Origin of the sequence: Acinetobacter sp. OYA S30 (assembly GCF_033599315.1) — a bacterium.
Taxonomy (GTDB): Bacteria; Pseudomonadota; Gammaproteobacteria; order Pseudomonadales; family Moraxellaceae; genus Acinetobacter; species Acinetobacter baumannii.
In genome coordinates this window covers 167607-187455 of the sequence record NZ_JAWVAV010000002.1, presented here as the reverse complement: position 1 = coordinate 187455, position 19849 = coordinate 167607, and the positions used below count along the sequence as shown (strand labels likewise).

The following is a 19849-nucleotide window of genomic DNA, read 5'->3' as shown; positions in this document are numbered from 1 at the left end:
TCACTTTTCAGTGAAAAGAGCGCTCCTTTTGGGGCGCTTTTTTTATATCGAATTGTTAGACAATTCAGTTGAAAGCTGGCCTTAACTGATACTTCAATGTCCCTATTTGCACTTAAGCCTTTTTATTAAGTTTGTATGATAGGAATCAAGAAAACGAACAATAAAGTTTAAGTAACTTAGGTTACTGGTAAGGAGCTTTCAATATGAATGCTAAAGTGAATATCACAAATCGTGCAGGGGCAAGCTTTCCTGTACGTCGTATGAACTTTGATTTTAATGATGTGCCAGAATACTGGATGAATGGTTCCGCTGGACTTACACATTTTATGACAGCGTTATCTGCGCTATTTCCGGCTGGTGAAAAGTTCTTTATTGATAGTGTGCGTGCTGTGCGTTATCACCCAGCAATTAAAGACAATGAAGAGCTACAAAAAGAAATTAGTGCTTTCATTGGTCAAGAGGCGATGCATACTCAAGAGCATGTAAACTTTAATGCTTCTGCCCAAAAATTTGGTCATGATGTTGAAACTTTAGAAAAGTTCACCGATACGGCTATTCAAACTGCCCGTAAAACTTTTGCAAAGCTCGTAAAACCATTTGGTATGACGCAAGAAATGGTGGACCTGACAGCTACTACAGCCCTTGAACATTTTACTGCAACCATTGCATCTCAGCTTTTAGTTAATACCCATATTCAAGAGTTGATGACAGATAAAACGATGTCAACCATGTGGTATTGGCACGCAATAGAAGAAAATGAACATAAAGCAGTTGCATTTGATGTGTATGAAGGTGTCTTTGGTAAAGGTGTAAAAGCTTATGCTTTACGCACAAGTTCACTTGTTTTTGCAATGGCTCTTATTTTTGCAATTCAATCTTCGTTTGTGGTTCGTCTTTTAAAGCAAGACCATAAATTAAACTTAGATGAGTTGTTTGTGATTTATAAATATGGTTATAGCCCGTCGAAAGGCATTATTACGGGTATGGCTAAAGAGATGTTGGCTTATTTTAAACCAGGTTTCCACCCGAATGATTTAGATACGGTTAGTTTGTTAAAAACTTGGAAATCTAAACTTGGACTTTAAGCTGAAAGTAAATGAAAAGGGCTGTTAGCAGTCCTTTTTTTATTGTCTATAAATTATGACTCACTTTTAAAAGATACTTGTTAATTTTGCCCTAGTATGAGGCTATTGATGACCTCATCTGATAATTTGCTGGCCTCATCTGCACTTAAATAGCGCCTTTAAAGGCGTATTATTATAAATATTAAGAAAATAAATAAGGATATAAGTGAATTTTTGATTCGCTTAAAGGAGTCTGACATGAATGCTAAAGTAAATATTTCTAATCGTGCCGGAGCAAGTTTCCCTGTGCGTCGTATGGACTTTGAGTTTGCTCAAGTTCCACGCTATTGGGCAAATTACGATGCAGGATTAACTCATTTTATGACAGCATTATCGGCTCTTTTTCCGGAAGGCGAGCAGTTCTTTGTAAACAGTACTCGTGCTGTGCGAAACGATCCTAAACTGGCTGATCCAGCACTTCAAAAAGAAATAAGTGCTTTTATTGGCCAAGAAGCTATGCATTCTAAAGAGCATCTAGCATTTAATGCTTCTGCGCAGGCGTATGGATATGATGTTCGTAAAATGGAAAAACAGACAGGTAAAGTTATTAAAGTAGGTACTGCGGTTGTAACCAAGCTAATGAAACCTTTTGGTTATACAAAAGAAATGATTGATTTAACAGGTACCTGTGCTTTAGAACATTTTACCTCAACTATTGCGGCGGAGCTTTTACAAAACCCTGAAATTCAAGCCATGTTCCAAGATGACACTATGTATCACTTATGGATGTGGCATGCGGTAGAAGAAAATGAACACAAAGCTGTGGCGTTTGATGTCTATACCAATATGTATGGGCAGGGGCCAAAAGCTTATTTTATGCGTTCAACTGCTTTAATCATTGCAATGGCCTTAATTTTTGCTACTCAGTCTTATTTTACTGCTAAGTTACTTAAGACTGATGATAAATTAACATGGAAAGATACCAAATACATGCTTAAGTTCATGTATGGCCGTAAAGGTTTTATGACTCGTCAAATTCCAGAATTATTAGATTTCTTAAGACCAAAATTCCATCCAAATGATTCGGATACGACAGCTTTATTGGCCACTTGGCGTGAAAAATTAGGTCTTTAAAAAAACTGACTGGAAAAGAGCAATTTAATTGCTCTTTTTTTTACTCGTTTTTTCTATTTAAGTTTCTATAATACGTTTACTTTGAAATCTAAAAATGTGTTGAAACTCATGATTCGTACTATGCAAGCCTCAGATATTGATAGTGTTGCTCAAATTGAGAAGCTTGTTCAAACACACCCATGGTCTAGGCAGCAATTTGTAGAATCTTTAAATTCTTACCAATGTACGGTAATAGAATTAAATAATAAGGTGGTTGGTTTTTGTATTTTACAACCTGTATTAGATGAAGCGAATTTACTGCTCATGGCAATTGATCCTCAAATGCAAGGTAAAGGATTAGGATATCAGTTGTTAGATGCGTCGATTGAGCGTTTAGAAAATCACCCCGTACAAATTTTTCTAGAGGTACGTGAAAGTAATAAAGCTGCTATTGGTTTATACGAAAAAACAGGGTTTCACCAAATTGATGTGCGTCGTAACTATTATCCAACCCAAGAGGGTGGACGTGAAAATGCCGTTATTATGGTAAAAAGCTGTACTGATGATTTTGCTTCTTTATTCTAAGAATGCCTGTCTTGTTGCTGTTTGAACAACAAGACAGAAGCAGATTATTTAATAATTAAATTATTCCATTCAGAAGGTAATGTGGTCATGAGGGAATTGCCTAACTGATTGATCTCTTCTGGTGATAATGATCTATTTAAGCGGCGCCATTGCCCATCTAGTAAAAGTTCTAGCGGCGTATATTGAGATTTATAGTTCATTTTAGCTGAGTGGGGAACCCAATAGCCTAAGTAGACATATTCTAAACCGAGTGTTTTTACATATTCGATTTGATTCAGAATTGAATAAACGCCTAAAGATCTACGGTGTTCATCTGGGTCAAAGAACGTATAGACGGCAGATAACCCATCATCCATTAAATCACAAGTCGAAACGCTAATAAGACGATTGTCTTTCCATAGTTCTAAGAAGAAACTATCTGTACAGCTATGGACCAAGAATTTTTCAAACTGATCTAAACTTGGCGGAAACATATCACCATCGGCATGGCGCTCGTTAATGTAACGTTCATATAGATCATAATGAATTTGTGAGGCTTGCCGTGTTGGTAGAACAGTCATGGTGAGATCTTGATTTCGCTTCCATGCTTTTTTTTGCATGCTGTTCATTTGGAAATCGGCAACAGGTACACGACAAGATAAACACTGCCTGCATAAATGACATTCAGGACGGTATACAAAGTCGCCACTACGACGAAAACCTAATCGCGATAATTCAGAAAGCGTCACCACATCAATCCGATGAATCGGGTCTAAAAAGACCATGCGTGCTGATTTATTTTCTAAATAGCTGCAATCATGAGGTGGAGTAATATAATATTGCAGATCATTTAAAAGGGACTTCGGGTGATATGATTTCATGATTGGTCCCTCCTGTTATCATTCCATTAATTTTGCATTTAATGCTATTGTTTTACTTGAAAATACACGTTCTTGATACTTTTTCCAATTGATAGAGGGGTGAATAATTACATCTTGTAACGATTTAAGATATTCTTGCCGAGAAAGTGTACAAGCCCCAAGACTAATTAAGTGACTATTTACAAGTTGACAGTCAACCCAAGGAAGCTGATTTTCTTGACCAATTAACATTAACGTATAAAAAGCCATTTTAGAAACATCGGTTTGGGTACTAAACATAGACTCGCCAAAACAACCTTTACCGATCGTTACCCCATATAAACCACCTACCAGCTGCTCTTCTTGCCAGACTTCTACGCTATAGCCATAACCGGCATCAAACATTCCACAATAGCCTTCAATAATATCTTCACTAATCCATGTTTCATTAGCATAGCTTCGAGGTAGTGAACATGAGCGGATGACTTGCTCAAAAGCACGATTTACCGTAATGGTGTAATCATATTTTTTCATGTTCCGAATAAGCGATTTACTCGGTTTATAGCTTTGAGGATAAATGATACAGCGTGGTTCAGGGCTCCACCAACAAATGGGTTCATCTTCATTAAACCATGGGAAAAGCCCATGTGTATACGCTTCATAGAGTGTGGAAGGGGAGAGGTCAGCGCCTATACAAATTAAACCATGACCATCTGGATCTGATTCCTCCGGATCTGGGAAAATATATTGAGATAGAGGCAGTGTTTTCATAAAACCAAAATAATATGTGCTTTAGGGCTATGCTATAAAAATTAATACAGGGCAGCCAGTAATTATTATAAATTCCAAAAAAACAGCCGTTATAAAACGGCTGTTTGAAATATCTAAACTTAAAGGTTATCTAGATATTTTTCGGCATCTAGTGCAGCCATACAGCCTGAACCCGCCGAAGTAATCGCTTGACGATAAATACTATCAGCAACATCACCAGCAGCAAAAACGCCTGCTACAGAAGTCGCTGTTGCGTTACCTGAAGTACCACTTTGTACTTGGATATAGCCATCACGTAAGTTTAGCTGACCTTCAAACATAGAGGTATTTGGTTTATGGCCAATTGCAATGAATAAGCCTTGAACTTGTACTTCTTGTTTGCTGTCATCTTTCGTAGATTTTAAGCGAACACCTGTTACGCCAGTATTGTCACCAAGAACTTCTTCAACCTCATGGTTCCAAACGATACTGATTTTGCCTTCTTTTTCTTTAGCAAATAAGTGATCTTGTAAAATCTTCTCAGAGCGTAAAGAATCACGGCGGTGTACAAGTGTCACATGTTCAGCAATATTTGATAAATAAAGTGCTTCTTCAACAGCAGTATTACCGCCACCAACAACCATCACATTTTGGTTCTTGTAGAAGAAGCCATCACATGTTGCACATGCGCTCACGCCTTGACCCATAAATTTTTGTTCAGACTCTAAGCCAAGATATTGAGCTGTCGCACCAGTTGCAATAATTAAAGCATCACAAGTGTACTCATCCATATCACCTTTAAGAACAAAAGGACGTACACTTAAGTCCACTTCATTAATATGATCATAGACAAGTTCGGTACCAAAGCGTTCAGCATGTGCTTGCATACGGTCCATTAGGACAGGACCAGTCAAACCTTCAGGATCGCCCGGCCAGTTGTCAACTTCGGTTGTTGTTGTAAGTTGGCCGCCAAGCTGTAAACCTGCAATAAGTGTTGGTTTAAGATTTGCACGTGCTGCATAAACAGCTGCACTATAACCCGCAGGGCCAGAACCGAGAATAATTAACCGAGAATGACGAGCACTCATTGAGGGTATCCTTATTTATTTCGAGAATTTTGAAAATTATACGTGAAATTGCCGACCAATAGCGTTAAATCAATGTGGATAATATTGATCAGGTCAATCGAATTAAGTTATATAACAATATAGAAGAGCCTTATGTTAACAACAACTGTAAAGAATCATGCACCTTTTTTGTAAGAACAGGTGCATAATATAAAGTTCAATCGTTGAAGATCTGAAATGTAGGTCTTCACATCTCTAAACCAATAATTAAATGGGTTACAGGACAGTATATGACTGCGGTGTCAAGTGTTTATGCACAGCGCTTATTGATGACATTATTCTTGGTCTCTTTTGGGATTTATATGTTTCTGGCGACAGTAACATATACACCATTTGATCCGGGCTGGATGCATATTTCAAGTGATACTCAGCAAGTATCCAATGCAAGTGGTATTGCCGGTGCATGGATTGCAGATTTGCTGTTTGGCTTTTTAGGTTGGGCAAGTTTACTTATTCCAATCTTCCTATTTGTTGAAGCGATTCAAGTCTGGTGGCCACATAGTTTTCTAAACCGCCCATTCCGTTATGCTGCGCAGTTCTTCTTAATTCTTGTTGTGTCGAGTTTGCTTTACCTTCACTGGAATGTACCTGCAGATACTTTAGATAATGCGGCAGGCGGGATTATTGGTTATGAGTTGGGGCAAAGCTTATCTCAACTGTTAACAATTTATGGTGCGACATTATTTCTACTTGTTTTCGGAGTGGTATTGTTCACTTTGGCATTTGGGGTGCAGTGGAGCAAAACATGGGTTACGCTCAAAGCAATGCCTGGTTATTTACAAGATTTATTCTATAAAAATGTATCTCCTAACGAATCTGCTTATGACTTAACCACACAGCCTGCGAATAAAGCAGCAACGGTAAAAGTTGCAGAGATGCCTAAAGCAGAAGAAGTTACGGATGAAGTAGAGCTAAATGTCCAACCAGAAAAGGCTCAAAGCAAAGCGAGCTCTACACGACATGATGAAATAGCAGAGCGTTTATTTGCTGACGTTTTAGCTAAAGAACAAAGTCAACCTGAAACGATTGAAGAAAAACCAACTCCTCAGCCAGAAAACTTTGAGCGTACACTTGAGCAAGCCCAACAACTTAAAAAAGACAGTGAGCGTTTAGTGGCTACGGGGGAGGTTTGGCGTGCGTTACAGCGTGATGATGTAAGCCATAAACAAGAAATTGATGCGCTGTTAAGAGCTGCTGATGATTCAAGTGAACAGCCTTCGACTCATGAGCAATTTCAGCAAACAGTTTATCAGGCTAAACAAAATCAACCATCGAATACTCATCAAGGTTTAGATTGGAATGATGATGAGATTTTTGATGAACTACTTGCTGCAGTTCCAAATAGTAAAACGGCAACTGACGTGCATACGCCATTTGTTCAAGATCATCATGTTGAACCAGAAGTTACACCGCAAGCTCCTCAAACATTAGTTGAATCATCTGTACCTGTATCGAATTTAAATCAGTCACCTAAAAATTTATCGAATGAAGAAGTCTTTGATGATTTTGACGACTTATTGATTGATGAGGATATCCCGCCAGCAACTCAACCGATCAAGGCAAGTAGCTATGCGCAATCTTCGGCTTTTGTCAAAGCGCCTATTCAAACTACGATTGGTGCAGAGAAGCTGTCAAAAGAAGAATTTATTGAAGCTTGGCAGGAAACTGCTGGAAAACCTCAGGATGACCTTGAGGATGAGTTTGATTTTGATGCGCCTTTAACAGATGCATCAGGTCGACCAATGTCTCGTGCCATGCAAGTGGCTAAAAAGCGTTTAGATTTACCAACATTACCGGGCTTTGAATTGCTTGATAAGGTTGATCCAAATAAGAAAGTTAACTTTACCGAGGAACAGCTTTCTCGTTTGTCTGAGCTACTTGAGATCAAGTTACAAGAGTTTAATGTGAAGGCTCAAGTGGTTGAAGCTCAGCCGGGTCCAGTGGTTACACGGTTTGAATTAGATTTAGCACCGGGTGTGAAAGCATCTAAAGTGACTAATATTTCCCGTGACTTGGCACGTTCAATGTCTATGGCTTCTGTACGTGTAGTAGAGGTTATTCCGGGTAAACCATATATTGGTATTGAAGTTCCAAATAGTGCTCGTGAAATGGTACGTTTGATTGAACTCTTGGAAACACCCGCATATCGTGACCCAAGTGCTCTCATTAGTATGGCAATGGGTAAAGATATTTCAGGTAATCCGGTACTAACAGACTTGGCAAAAGCACCGCATATGTTGGTTGCGGGTACTACAGGTTCGGGTAAATCTGTTGCCGTTAACTCGATGATTTTATCGATGTTACTTAAATATACCCCTGACCAATTGCGTCTGATTTTAATTGACCCGAAACAGCTAGAACTTGCAAACTACAACGATATTCCGCATTTATTAACGCCTGTAGTCACTGACATGAAAGATGCAGTGAGTGCATTAAACTGGTGTGTAAATGAAATGGAACGCCGTTATAAGCTTATGTCGTTCCTTAAAATTCGTAAGTTAAGTGACTACAACCGAAAAGTTGAAGAAGCGCTTGCAAATGGAGAAGACTTGATTGATCCAACATGGAAACCAAGTGATTCAGCGACACAAGAGCGTGCACCTCGTTTAACGCCATTACCATCAATTGTGATTGTGGCAGATGAGTTCGCTGATATGATCATGCAAGTTGGTAAGAAAGCAGAAGAAATGATTACACGTTTGGCGCAAAAATCTCGTGCTGCTGGTATTCACTTATTGCTTGCAACTCAACGTCCATCGGTAGATGTCATTACGGGTCTTATTAAAGCCAATATTCCAACGCGTGTAGCTTTACGTGTAAACAGTAAAATTGACTCACGTACTATTTTGGATGCAGGTGGTGCAGAAGACTTGTTAGGCCATGGTGATATGCTGTTCTTAGGGCCAGGTAAAATTGAGCCAGAACGTGTGCATGGTGCATTTATTAGTGATGATGAAGTTAACCGTATTTGTGATGCATGGCGTGAACGTGGCGAACCAGACTACGTAGATGAGATCTTAACTCCATTTGATGAGGAGCCTGCTTCGCGTGGCTTTGAAGAAGGTGATGGTGGTTCAGACCGTGATGCACTTTATGATCAATGTGTATCGTTTGTTTTAGAAACTCGAAAAGCTTCTACATCTTCATTACAGCGTAAGTTTAGCCTTGGTTATAACCGTGCCGCTCGTATCATTGATCAAATGGAAGAGAATGGTATTGTGAGTGCTATGGGGGCCAACGGTAAGCGCGATATTTTAGTTTAATATCTATAGTTAAAATTAAGCCTCTTCGGAGGCTTTTTTTATGGTTAAAAATAATAATTACTACGGGTAGTTTGAGATTTTATCAAATAGTAAAAAATGCTAATGTGTGCTTCTCAATAAATAACAATGAAACAAATCAGGAGGACAACATGTTAGTCGCGTTAATTACGTTAGCTTTTATTCATTTTTGTGCGCTTATTACTCCAGGGCCTGATTTTTTTCTGGTATCACAGACCGCAGTGAGCCGATCTCGTAAAGAAGCAATGCTGGTTGTTGCAGGAATAACAGCGGGTGTTATGTTTTGGGCTTCTTTAGCATTGATGGGCTTAAATATTATTTTTGAGAAAATGGCTTGGTTAAAGCAAGGTTTACTTATTGCAGGCGGTTTATACCTATGCTGGTTAGGATACCAAATGTTACGTTCGGCATTTTCAAAAAATCAGCAGGAAGAGGTGACAACTGTTGAATTACCGAAAGCGCCGTATTTATTTTTTATGAAGGGATTACTCACCAATTTATCGAACCCTAAAGCTGTGATCTATTTTGGTAGTGTATTCTCTTTATTTTTAGCAAACCCTCAGCTTGATCAAGTCCATTGGCTGCTTTTTATTATTGTGTCGGTTGAAACAATTTTATGGTTCTGCTTTGTGACTTTTATTTTTTCATTACCGAGTTTTAGAGCCGCTTACCGTAATTTTTCAAAATGGATTGATGGTATTTCAGGTGGTATTTTTACCGTTTTCGGTATTTTCCTGATTGGAAACCGATAAATCCAGACAATAAAAAAGCCTCTTTAAGAGGCTTTTTTAATTACTAACTTTTAGATCACTTATATAGGAATAATATAACAAAACTGAAAAGAATCAGCAGCCACATGATAGAACCTATAATAATTAAAATGATTTGAGGTGTATTGAATTTTTCTTGCTCAATTGTTGTTTCTATTTGTTTTTGTGCATAATTCAACGCTTTAAAGGCTGGTATTAAAAATATAATGCTGCAGAGAGAGATAAGCCAATAAGGATCAGGTAGGCGAACCAGTAAAGATGTAATGAGATATCCTAAATACATCCAACCTGAAGAGAAATCATTAATATACCCTTGTTCTTTTGCATAAGTTTTTATCCGATTAAATAGTGAATATAAAAAGAATATAGAAAAAATTGCACGAGCAGCGGGCATAATATTTAACTTATCTTTGATTAGAAAAAATCGCCATGCTTTAAACATCCACCAAATTGGGTATAAGCCAAAGGAAATTAAGGATAGAAAGATAAACTTATTAACACTAATAACTTTTAAATTTTCTATATGATTTGATTGGATGGATTGTGTTTGATTTAAATTAGTAGGTTCTGGATTCATGAATTTATATTTGGAATGAAATAGTGCTGATGACTTTAAGATTATTTTTTATAAAAGTAAATAATTTAGATATTTGAATGAACCACATAATCTATCTACTAAATTTTACTAAGATAAATTATGCAGTCTTATTCAAATAAAAAAAGCTTAAGCAAACTTTGCTAAAACTTCTAAAAACGGCGCTGATTGACGTGGGAATTTAGCAATCACGTCATGGATGCGTTCGCCTTCCGGATTAGTCGCATTAATATCTCGTCCATCTGCGACAAATTTAGTTAAAAGACGTTCATAGTCATTTGGACGCATATGTTTGAAAGCATGGTAGAGCACATGGAAGTCTGCGTTCACACCATTTGGAGGAAGTTGGTTGAGGTAGGCAAAAACACGCTCATCGGACCATTCTTCATTGAAAGTAGCTGGCTGTGATAATGCCATGACAATCTCCTCATTTTAAAAAAGGCAAAATAACTTGCGTTATTTTGCCTTGATTCTGTTTTATTGAATAGTCAGAAATAGAATTATCGTTCTTCAGGTAAATTGATATTCATTTCTAACATTTCAATGTTTGCTTCAGAACGAACTTGCATTTGGATATGCTGTTCACCTACACCGCTAACATAACGACTGACCACCTGCATAATTTCTTTCTTCATTTGGTCAATTTTGTCTTGGCTTAAACGACGGCCTAAACCTTGTTCTGATGCAACAATGACTTTTAAACGATCTTTGGCAGTTTGAGCACTTGATGGTTTTTCTTCACTGCTAAATAATTTACTCCAGAATCCTGCCATATCTACGCTCCAAATAGTCGTGCTAACCAGCCTTTAGGTTGAGCTGTGATGTGTCGATAAGGGCGGTCTTCGCCAAGAAAGCGAGCAACCAAGTCATCATACGCTTGTCCAGCTTTAGTTTCTGAATACAGAATAACTGGCTTACCTTCGTTTGATGCTTGTAATACACTTGGACATTCAGGAATAACACCTAATGTCGGTACGCGTAAAATATCTTTAGAAATATCATCAATCGTCAGCATTTCCTGACGGTCAGCACGTTCAGGGTTAAAACGTGTAATACATAAATGTTTACGTATACGTCCTTCGTTGTGTTCAACTTTTTTAGTTTTGCTATCTAACATTCCGATGATGCGGTCAGAGTCACGTACTGAAGAAATTTCAGGGTTTGTCACAATGATTGCTTCATCTGCATGGTACATTGCTAAAATTGCACCACGCTCGATCCCCGCAGGTGAGTCACAAATAATGTAATCAAATTCTTGAGAAAGCTCATCAATTACACGAGCAACACCTTCGTCGCTCAAAGCATCTTTATCACGGGTTTGGGAAGCCGGCAAAATGTAAAGGTTTTCGATATCTTTATCGCGAATAAGGGCTTGTTGCAGACGTGCTTCATTATTAATTACATTGACGAAATCATAAACAACACGACGCTCACAACCCATAATTAAATCAAGGTTACGTAAGCCTACATCAAAGTCAATCACAACAGTTTTATGACCACGAAGGGCTAAACCTGTTGCAAAAGATGCACTCGTTGTAGTTTTACCTACACCACCTTTGCCTGATGTTACGACAACAATTTTGGCCACCGAATCCACTCCTATTATGGTCATACATACACCCTTAAAAGGGCTGTTTTTTGGTGATTTGCTTAATAAACTAAAGTTCTAGAGCTTCAAATTCAAGCTCTTGCTTTTCATTTAAATAAATATGTACTGGCTTTTTTACCACATGTTTAGGGATATCATCTGCGACACAATATGTTCCGGCAATGGAAACGAGTTCAGCCTCTAAAGATTGGCAAAAAATGCGTGCAGCAGCGTGCCCACCCGCACCAGCAATGACTCTACCACGAACCGTGCCATAAATATGTATATTTCCTGAAGCAATCACTTCGGAACCACTATTCATGCCAGCTTTTAAAATAATATCGCCTTGGTCTTGTACAAGAGATTGGCCTGTACGCAAAATTTCATCATGATAAGAGGTAATATGGGCAACTGCATTATTATTTAGTGGTTTTTTTGTTTCTACTGAAGCTTGTGCAGAGGTAGGCTTCTCTACAATTGCAACTTGCTCTGCAGTTGGTTTAATACGTTGTAATGGCTGATCTGCAGGTAATACAGGGAACTGAATGGCGCGTGCTTCGTCGCCTAAAATACCGTCAATGACAGCCATAGGCTGTAAGCCCATGCTGACTAACAGCTGAATTAAAGCAATAAGCTCTTGTTCAACAGTACTATCTATAATAACGACAGTTCCCTGATAGGAACCTTCATTTAATATATTTGATAATTGCTGGCGGATCACATCATGATCATTCGTATCGAAGGTTATCCTGCTAAAGTTAACCATTCTGCCGGTAATCCGGATATCAGCCATAAGTCTTCCTTCAAGGCGTTAAAACGAGCTGTAATATCGTTAAGTTTATTGTAAATAGAGCAAATGCTAGAACAAATCGTACCAATTCTCTAGCGTGATTTATAAAAAAATAAATAAATGCTTATTCTTTGATTCGATCATACTCCGCGAGTGTTTGTTGCCACTGTTTAACTTTAACTTGTTTACGGACAGCTTCTAGCGTTTCAAAAACGACAGACTCAACCAGCTGCTCAAGTTCATGGTTATCAATATTTATATGGCTAATTTTTTGAGAAATTAATTGGTAAGTTGAATTAGGATGTGCGGCTGAACCTTCAATTAACGGTTCTATTAAACCAGCACTGATATTTTCACCAAGACGTTGACCAATACTTTGAATTTGTTGCTCAATACGTCCCCCTACAAGTGGAATAAGCCTTAATAATTGTGTTAATTCAGGCGTATCTTCTATTGCCTGATCTACGATTTGTCCGACAGCTCGGGTGATTGCAGGCTTTTGTTCTTTTAAAGCAGTTGCTAAAGATTCTTGTAATAGGGCAGTTAGGGTTACGGTAAATTGTTCACGATGATGATTAACCAAATCATGAATAATTTGTTTATGGCTAGAACTCGTTTCAAGCTCGTATCGAATACCGTCAATTACGGTAATCACCACGCGGTCCGACAACTCTTCCATAACCACACGGTAATAAAAGAGCCCTGTCTTTCTCCAGCTTTCAGGAATAACCGGGTAACCAAGTTCGTGTAAACGGTATGCAATAATCCCGGCACGGAATAAACGTAGAAAACGTAGCTGAGGAATAATAGCTAAAATTTCATACCAGTGAATGAAAGGGAAGAAGAACCAACGCTTATGATGTTTATAAACGATAGCAATTCCCCAACGGACCAGTAGTTCAATAATTAGAAAACCAATAAACCAGGCTTCAGAGGTAATAACCCACGGATGTAAATGGGTACGGTAGAAAGACAATATTTGGGGCAAATGGATATGTTCAAAGAACCATGCCCCAATACTGCTCATTAAAAAGAAATTGGCTGCAAGACAGAACAGATTGAAAATGATAATAAACACCATAAAGATGTCGTAGACCAAAAACAGCTTAAATGAAAGGCTGCTTGAATCTACACGGTGATATTTCGTTTGCTTTCCGGAACTGTTTTGCATAAAAGTGGATTCTTTTTTAAAGATTCGTAGTCGCGTATTGAGCTTTCATTTTCTCGATGAGCTGATCTTTTTCAGTCCAGAGTTCATGTACCCATTGTTGAAAACGTTCACGGTAAACTGGGTCATCTTCATAATTGCCCCCGAGAACCCAGTCTGGTATTTCAATTTTTCGAAGATTGACCGCAATTTTTGAAACGTTGCCTAGCCAGAAATCGCCATAACCTGGTACGCCATCAGGATAGACAATGGTCATATCAACTAAAGCATCAATTTTGTCGCCCAAAATATTTAACGCCAGAGCCAAACCACCTGCTTTAGGTTTTAATAAATGTTTATATGGTGATTTTTGTTGGTCGTGTTTTTCCTGAGTAAAACGAGTCCCTTCCAAATAATTTAATAATGTAAAAGGTTGACTTAAGAGCTGTTCACACGCTTTACGTGCTTCCATCATATCTCGGTCTTTGAGTTCAGGGTTTTTCGCGATTTGCTCTTTTGTATGACGCTTCATCATTGGGAAGCCTAAGATTTTAAAAGCTTGACCCACGAAAGGAATAAAGATGAGTTCCCACTTGGTAAAAAAGCGGGTAAGCGGCATACGGGTTAACCCGAAATATTGGTTTACCGTGGTATCAACCCAACTTTGATGGTTACAAGTCATTAAATAACGGCCTTGCATATTCAGATCAAGGTCTTCGTCAATGCTAATGTCCCATTTTAAATTAGGTAAAACATGATCAATGAGCCAATTATTGACACCAAGCCAGCTATTAGTAATTTGAATATTGGTTTCATCAATTTTTGAAGACTTTTTAAATAGCTTTGTTAAACCTAAAGCTAAGACAGGTGGTCCATGAAAAAAAGTGCTACCTGTGATGACTGTACCTACAGTGAGTCCACGTGTAATTTTTTTTAGCGCAGATTGCTTATTGGGTGCAGTTGACATATAAATGGCCCCGAATATCCAAAATCCATAGAAAGTTGTTCAACTATAACTATCGTGAAATGAAATACAACGGTATCTTAGACAACAATGAAGAAATTGTGATGAGTGCACACCTTAAAGTGCATCAAAATATTACAAAAAAATAACTAAACTGTTTATTATTAACAAAATATCAATGTTTTATACTTCCTTTTTGTTTCATTATTCATTCAACAACAAAACACTCAAAGTGAGGAGGCATGCAATGCGTGCATTAGTTATTTCAACAGTGGTAGGGGCAGCAGTAGTACTTTCTGGTTGTCAAACAACAGGTAATAACCTTGGTGGCGTTGAATACGATAAAGCCGCATTAGGTACTTTGATCGGCGCAGCAGCTGGCTACGGTATTTCTAAATCAAATGCAAACTCTAGCCGTCAAAACAACCGTGCTGCGGCAATTGGTGCAGTTCTTGGTGCAGCTGGCGGTTTATATCTTGACCAAAAAGAGAAAAAATTACGCGAACAAATGGCTGGTACTGGTGTAGAAGTAGGCCGTAACCCAGATGGTTCTGTTCAATTGATCATGCCTGGTAGCATTACTTTTGATACTAACAAATCAAACATCAAGCCAAACTTCTATGCAACTTTGGACAAAGTAGCTCAAACATTGGCTGAAGATAACAAGAGCGCGATTTTAGTTACTGGTTATACAGATAACACTGGTAATGACTCTATTAACATCCCATTATCTCAAGCGCGTGCTCAGTCAGTTAAAAACTATTTAGCTGGTAAAGGTGTCCCATCTAGCCGTATCGATGCACAAGGTTATGGTTCTTCTAACCCAATCGCAGACAACTCAACTGCTTCTGGTCGTGAACAAAACCGCCGTGTAGAAATCAGCATTTACGCTAAACAATAAGATCTAGTTTATTGTTTCAAAAACCACCTTCGGGTGGTTTTTTTATGGGTAAAGTATAAAAAATAATCACGACATTCTGCGGCGCATAAATTGCATTATTAGACATCATTTATACATATCCGTAGATTTACTATTGGGATTCTAAAAAAGAGATGACTATAATCATGCTCGAAAAATTAAGAGGTAATACACGATGTCATCTGCCAGTCAACTGAACAACAAGCAAGAAGAAGCCATGAAATATACTCAAGGCCCTTTATTGGTGCTTGCTGGCGCTGGTTCAGGTAAAACATCGGTAATTACGCGTAAAATTGCCTATTTGGTGCAACATTGCCGTATTCCTGCACATCGTATTACAGCGATGACCTTTACCAATAAAGCTGCACGCGAAATGAAAGAGCGTGTCACTAAGCTTTTATCACGTGAAGAAGCAAAAGGTTTGTCCGTTTCGACCTTCCATACTTTTGGTTTAAATCTTTTACGTTTAGAACTTAAAAATTTACCTTTAAAAGCTAATTTTTCGATTTTGGATGCAGATGACTGTAAACGTATTTTGATGGATTTGATGCATCGCGATAATTTATCGGGTGCAGAGAGTAAAGAGCTAATTGCCAAGGCAATGAAGAAAATTTCAGATTGGAAAAACGATCTGATTTTGCCTGAACAAGCACATTCGACGTGCGAAACTCCTGAAGATGTCCAGTTTGCCCATCTTTATCAACTTTATGAACGTAATTTACGTGCCTACAATGCAGTTGATTTTGATGACCTCATTGTTATGCCTACCCGCTTATTGCAAGAAAATGCAGAAGTGCGTGACAAGTGGCAAAACCGTGTTCGTTACTTGCTAGTGGATGAGTATCAAGATACCAACACCGCGCAATATATTTTGGTGAAATTACTAGTTGGCGTAATGGGGCAGTTTACAGCCGTAGGTGATGATGACCAGTCGATTTATGCATGGCGTGGGGCTAAGCCTGAAAACATGGCTTTGCTTAAACAGGATTTCCCAAATCTTCATATTATTAAGCTTGAACAAAATTACCGCTCGACCAGCCGTATTTTGAAAGCTGCGAACTGTGTGATTCAAAATAACCCGCATATTTTTGATAAAAAATTGTGGAGTGATAAAGGCCATGGTGAAGTCATCAGAATTATTACCTGTCGTAATGATGATGATGAAGCAGAACGTGTAGTCAAAGACTTACTGACTCACAAACTTATGAATGGTAAGAACTGGAAAGATTACGCTGTATTGTACCGTGGTAACTTCCAGGCACGTGTATTGGAAACACAACTTCGCCAAATGCAGATTCCGTACAAACTCTCTGGCGGTACATCGTTCTTCGCTCGTGCAGAAATTAAAGATGTAATGAGTTATTTACGTCTTATTATTAACCCAGAAGATGACAGTGCTTTCTTACGTATTATTAATACGCCTAAACGTGCGATTGGCCCAGTTACTCTTGAGAAGTTAGGCTTATTTGCACAAGAAAACAATTTGTCTTTACTTGGTGCTTCTTCTGACCAACGCTTAAGTATGGTGCTTCCTAAAAAGGCAGAAACTCAATTGCATGAGTTTGCTGATTTTATCTCGACGTTTACACGTGAGCTGTTGGAAGATGATGAGCCTGTGCCTAAAGTTCGTCAAATGATGAATGAAGCGGGTTATATCGACTATATTCGTGAGCAGTCCGCAACGCCTGCGCAAGAGAAAAGTAAACTCGATAATATCGAGAACTTGTTTAGTAGTATTCAAAACTTAATTAATCGTGCTGAAGATGTTGATGAAAAGAACATTGAAAGTGTGATTCGAAAACTAGTCTTGCTTGATATGTTAGAGCAACAGCAAGAGGAAGAAGACACTGATAAAGTGAACTTACTTACTCTACATGCCGCTAAAGGTTTGGAATTCCCATATGTCTATATTATGGGTCTTGAAGAAGAGCTGTTGCCGCATAAGAACTCAATTGCTGCTGAAACTATTGAAGAAGAACGCCGTCTTATGTACGTGGGAATTACCCGTGCACGTCAAGGCTTAACTTTGACTTTGGCAGAGCAGCGTAAAAATGGTGGTCAAATGAAACAGATGACTCCAAGCCGTTTCCTCGATGAGCTTCCGCAAGATGAGCTCGAATGGTTAGGGCGTAAAAAGAAAATTGCAGCAAATGTTGATCCTAAAGAACAGGCTCAACAATATTTGGCAAATTTAAAAGCTTTATTAAAGCGTTAATTTTTTAATTTTTAGGAAATCCCATGAAAGTTCAAGTTAAATTGCTCGATCCGCGTTTAGGTAAAGAGTGGCCTTTACCTTCATATGCAACAGCAGGGTCAGCAGGTTTAGATTTACGTGCCTGTTTAGATGAAGCAATTGAGATTGAACCAGGCCAAACTGTTTTGGTTAAAACAGGTATGGCAATTTATATTCATGATGTGAATTTTGCTGGTTTAATTTTACCGCGTTCAGGTTTAGGCCATAAACACGGTATCGTGCTTGGCAACTTAGTTGGTTTGATTGATTCAGACTATCAAGGTGAGTTGATGGTTTCAGTGTGGAACCGTGGTCAAACCACCTTCCGTTTAGAACCGGGTGAGCGTTTAGCACAGTATGTTTTAGTTCCAGTAGTTCAGGCTGAATTTGAGCAAGTAGAGGAATTTGAAGAAACTTTACGTGGCGCAGGCGGCTTTGGTCACACTGGTAAACAATAATTAATTTATAAAAAATAATGAAAAGAAACGCTTGTTTTACAAGTGTTTCTTTTTACACCTTGAATGTTACAATGAATTATATTACAAAACGCTTTACTCATATTCTTTTAACTTTTTTAGCAAATACCCATTTTTCAGTTTTTGAATACTCTATGTTTTTGCGATAGATCAAATTGATCTTTAAATAGAAGATACGCTATGAATGTAAGACACTCATTTCCAAAAAATATTTTCCGTGCTTACGATATTAGAGGCAAACTTTCTTATTTAACTACGGACGTCGTCCGTTCAATTGCCTATGGATTGGCACAACAATATAAACAAGCAGAACAAACTCAACTGATCATTGGTTATGATGCGCGCTTAACGAGTCCGGCTTATGCGCATTTAATCGAAGAGATATTAGTAGAGCAGGGTTTAAATGTTACAAATATTGGTTGTTGCTCAACCCCGATGATGTACTACATTGCACGGGAGTTTGGTGGTAATGGCATAATGGTAACAGCTAGCCATAACCCTAAATCAGATAATGGTATTAAATGGATTTTAAGAGGTGAACCTCCATCTCCTGAAATGATCCAGCAAGTAGGTGAATTTGCGCAAACATATGTACCTACTCATGCAATTTCATTATTAGAATTATCAACTCCTCAATTTAATTCAGAATTTTGTAAAAAATACCAACAAGCAATCTTTAACGATATTCAACTCAAGCGTCCTTTAAAAGTTGTATTAGATGGCCTGCATGGATCGGCAGGGCATTGCTCAAAACTCGTACTTGAAAAAATGGGTTGTGAAGTCATTGCTTTACGTACGACTCCAAATGGTGAGTTCCCTGATCACGCACCAGACCCTTCACATGCTGCGCATTTAAAAGAACTACGTAAAACGATTATTGAACAGGGGGCAGATATTGGTATTGCCCTTGATGGCGATGGCGACCGTGTCGTATTGCTTGATGAAAAAGCCAATATACTTACCGCTGACCGTTTATTGTCACTATTTGCACAAATGTGTCTGGAGCAGCAACCAGACAAAGAAATTGTATTTGATGTGAAATGCTCACTCATGGTTCAAAGAACTGTAGAACGACTTGGTGGTAAACCCAAAATGATTCGCACGGGAAGTAGCTTCCTCCGCGCGTATTTATCTCAATCAAATGGTAACGCTATTTTTGGGGGCGAATACGCGGGTCATTATGTATTTAATGATGGGCGTGGTTTTGGGTATGACGATGGTTTGTACGCTGCATTACGTGTAATGGAATATTTCACCGAGTCGAGTGCGACAACAATTTCTGATTTATTTTCTAATTATCCTGAAAGGTGCTGTACCGAAGATACTTATATTGGTACCCATCATTCCGACCCTAAACATGTACTACAAGATATTGAAATTTTAAGCCATCGTTTGGGTGCTCGAATTAGTAAAATTGATGGCGTACGTCTTGATTTTGATGATGGTTTTGGCATTATTCGAGCATCAAATACAGGTGAGTATTTTACCGTAAGATTTGACGCTGATAATCCTTTACGTTTAAAGGAAATCCAGCAAAAATTTATTGATATGTTGCAAGAGCGTTATCCGCAAATTGCACAAGAACTTTCTGAGGCCTAATAAGGAGAG

At 38.4% G+C, this 19849-nt stretch carries 19 protein-coding genes; 9 read left to right on the top strand and 10 right to left on the bottom strand.

What is annotated here, in order from left to right; translation table 11 throughout:
- Positions 1-203: 203 nt before the first annotated feature.
- From R5R67_RS02160 to rimI, 3 genes are all read left to right on the top strand, one after another.
- Entirely contained in the window at positions 204-1085 is an 882-nt protein-coding gene (locus R5R67_RS02160; protein ID WP_000992299.1) for a metal-dependent hydrolase, read from the top strand.
- A 237-nt stretch (positions 1086-1322) separates the two neighbouring features.
- Positions 1323-2198 carry a metal-dependent hydrolase gene (locus tag R5R67_RS02155; protein WP_000992291.1) on the top strand — a complete coding sequence of 292 codons (876 nt, stop codon included), beginning with the start codon at positions 1323-1325 and terminating at the stop codon, positions 2196-2198.
- A 108-nt stretch (positions 2199-2306) separates the two neighbouring features.
- Positions 2307-2762 (top strand): ribosomal protein S18-alanine N-acetyltransferase, encoded by a 456-nt coding sequence (rimI, locus tag R5R67_RS02150; RefSeq protein WP_000621543.1) that lies wholly within the window; start codon positions 2307-2309, stop codon positions 2760-2762.
- Between the two features lie 44 nt (positions 2763-2806).
- Here the strand turns inward: rimI and R5R67_RS02145 are convergent, their stop codons facing one another.
- The 3 genes from R5R67_RS02145 to trxB all read right to left on the bottom strand — a co-directional run bounded on the left by R5R67_RS02145 (position 2807) and on the right by trxB (position 5439).
- Positions 2807-3622, bottom strand: a complete 816-nt coding sequence (locus tag R5R67_RS02145; protein ID WP_000844343.1) for an arginyltransferase — start codon at positions 3620-3622, stop codon at positions 2807-2809.
- An 18-nt stretch (positions 3623-3640) separates the two neighbouring features.
- Positions 3641-4372, bottom strand: a complete 732-nt coding sequence (aat, locus tag R5R67_RS02140; RefSeq protein WP_000854788.1) for a leucyl/phenylalanyl-tRNA--protein transferase — start codon at positions 4370-4372, stop codon at positions 3641-3643.
- Between the two features lie 119 nt (positions 4373-4491).
- A complete protein-coding gene (gene trxB / locus R5R67_RS02135; RefSeq protein WP_001276148.1) occupies positions 4492-5439 on the bottom strand; it encodes a thioredoxin-disulfide reductase in 948 nt (315 codons plus the stop codon).
- Positions 5440-5708: 269 nt separating this feature from the next.
- On the opposite strand from trxB, the gene R5R67_RS02130 reads away from it, so the two are divergent.
- Both R5R67_RS02130 and rhtC read left to right on the top strand, forming a co-directional pair.
- Positions 5709-8741, top strand: coding sequence for a DNA translocase FtsK (locus R5R67_RS02130; protein ID WP_000127840.1), 3033 nt, complete (start codon positions 5709-5711; stop codon positions 8739-8741).
- Positions 8742-8890: 149 nt separating this feature from the next.
- Entirely contained in the window at positions 8891-9511 is a 621-nt protein-coding gene (gene rhtC, locus R5R67_RS02125) for a threonine export protein RhtC (protein ID WP_000959259.1), read from the top strand.
- Positions 9512-9566: 55 nt separating this feature from the next.
- Here rhtC and R5R67_RS02120 read toward each other — a convergent pair whose 3' ends face one another.
- From R5R67_RS02120 to R5R67_RS02090, 7 genes are all read right to left on the bottom strand, one after another.
- Complete coding sequence (locus R5R67_RS02120; protein WP_001067701.1) at positions 9567-10106, bottom strand: hypothetical protein; 540 nt, start codon at positions 10104-10106, stop codon at positions 9567-9569.
- A 147-nt stretch (positions 10107-10253) separates the two neighbouring features.
- Positions 10254-10541, bottom strand: coding sequence for a PA4642 family protein (locus R5R67_RS02115; RefSeq protein ID WP_001218560.1), 288 nt, complete (start codon positions 10539-10541; stop codon positions 10254-10256).
- A gap of 83 nt (positions 10542-10624) precedes the next feature.
- Positions 10625-10897 carry a cell division topological specificity factor MinE gene (minE, locus tag R5R67_RS02110; RefSeq protein ID WP_000896934.1) on the bottom strand — a complete coding sequence of 91 codons (273 nt, stop codon included), beginning with the start codon at positions 10895-10897 and terminating at the stop codon, positions 10625-10627.
- Between the two features lie 2 nt (positions 10898-10899).
- A complete protein-coding gene (gene minD / locus R5R67_RS02105; RefSeq protein WP_001074362.1) occupies positions 10900-11712 on the bottom strand; it encodes a septum site-determining protein MinD in 813 nt (270 codons plus the stop codon).
- 70 nt (positions 11713-11782) lie between these two features.
- A complete protein-coding gene (gene minC, locus R5R67_RS02100; protein ID WP_000763678.1) occupies positions 11783-12505 on the bottom strand; it encodes a septum site-determining protein MinC in 723 nt (240 codons plus the stop codon).
- Positions 12506-12626: 121 nt separating this feature from the next.
- The gene (locus R5R67_RS02095; protein WP_001181636.1) at positions 12627-13673 is read right to left on the bottom strand and encodes a hypothetical protein; all 1047 of its coding nucleotides are present in this window, start codon (positions 13671-13673) and stop codon (positions 12627-12629) included.
- 16 nt (positions 13674-13689) lie between these two features.
- Positions 13690-14616 (bottom strand): acyltransferase, encoded by a 927-nt coding sequence (locus R5R67_RS02090; RefSeq protein ID WP_000100970.1) that lies wholly within the window; start codon positions 14614-14616, stop codon positions 13690-13692.
- Between the two features lie 244 nt (positions 14617-14860).
- Between R5R67_RS02090 and R5R67_RS02085 the strand changes: the two genes are divergently transcribed.
- From R5R67_RS02085 to R5R67_RS02070, 4 genes are all read left to right on the top strand, one after another.
- Entirely contained in the window at positions 14861-15514 is a 654-nt protein-coding gene (locus tag R5R67_RS02085) for an OmpA family protein (RefSeq protein ID WP_001202415.1), read from the top strand.
- Between the two features lie 193 nt (positions 15515-15707).
- Positions 15708-17747, top strand: coding sequence for a DNA helicase Rep (gene rep, locus R5R67_RS02080; RefSeq protein ID WP_000093035.1), 2040 nt, complete (start codon positions 15708-15710; stop codon positions 17745-17747).
- A gap of 23 nt (positions 17748-17770) precedes the next feature.
- The gene (gene dut / locus R5R67_RS02075; RefSeq protein ID WP_000868152.1) at positions 17771-18223 is read left to right on the top strand and encodes a dUTP diphosphatase; all 453 of its coding nucleotides are present in this window, start codon (positions 17771-17773) and stop codon (positions 18221-18223) included.
- Between the two features lie 198 nt (positions 18224-18421).
- The gene (locus R5R67_RS02070) at positions 18422-19840 is read left to right on the top strand and encodes a phosphomannomutase/phosphoglucomutase (RefSeq protein WP_001102838.1); all 1419 of its coding nucleotides are present in this window, start codon (positions 18422-18424) and stop codon (positions 19838-19840) included.
- Positions 19841-19849: the final 9 nt, after the last annotated feature.